At 37.4% G+C, this 615-nt stretch carries 1 protein-coding gene; it reads right to left on the bottom strand.

Annotated features, from left to right (window positions below; genetic code table 11):
- The coding region (locus SB717_RS33390) for an IS3 family transposase (protein WP_410907080.1) at positions 1-615 on the bottom strand (615 nt) is incomplete at both ends.

Raw genomic sequence — 615 nt, 5'->3', positions numbered from 1 at the left:
AATAAACAATATACCTCTCTAATTCCTGTTGAAAGTGCTCCATACTCTCAAATTCTTGGAGATAGAGTAACTCTGATTTTAATAGACCAAAGAAGTTTTCAATGACTGCGTTATCGAAACAATTTCCCTTACGGGACATACTTTGAGTAATATTGTTTTCTTTGAGTAAATGCTGATATTTTGTCATTTGATAATGCCACCCTTGATCCGAATGGAGTATTGGACGTTCTCCGACTTGTAAGTGATTAAATGCCTCATTCAACATTGTTGTCACAAGGGAAAAAACAGGCCGTTTGTCTATATGATAAGAGACAATTTCACCATTAAAAAGATCTAGAATAGGGGATAAATAAAGCTTCTCTCCAAACAGGTGAAACTCTGTAATATCTGTGACCCATTTTTCATTTGGTTTAGACGCTTCAAAGTCGCGTTTAAGAATGTTAGGAGCGATCCTTCCTGTTTTCCCACGGTACGAGCGATATTTTTTGAGTCGCACGAGGCTCTTTAATCCTAATTCTTTCATCAGTCTATATACGGTCTTGTGATTAATAGAATACCCTAGTCTACCCAGCTCTAAGGTAATACGACGGTAACCGTATCTACCTTGGTGCTCAT

This window comes from Priestia sp. SIMBA_032, assembly GCF_046535215.1.
Lineage (GTDB): Bacteria > Bacillota > Bacilli > Bacillales > Bacillaceae_H > Priestia > Priestia aryabhattai.
Note: the sequence above shows the minus strand (reverse complement) of the source record. Positions and strands in the feature narration are given on the sequence as shown.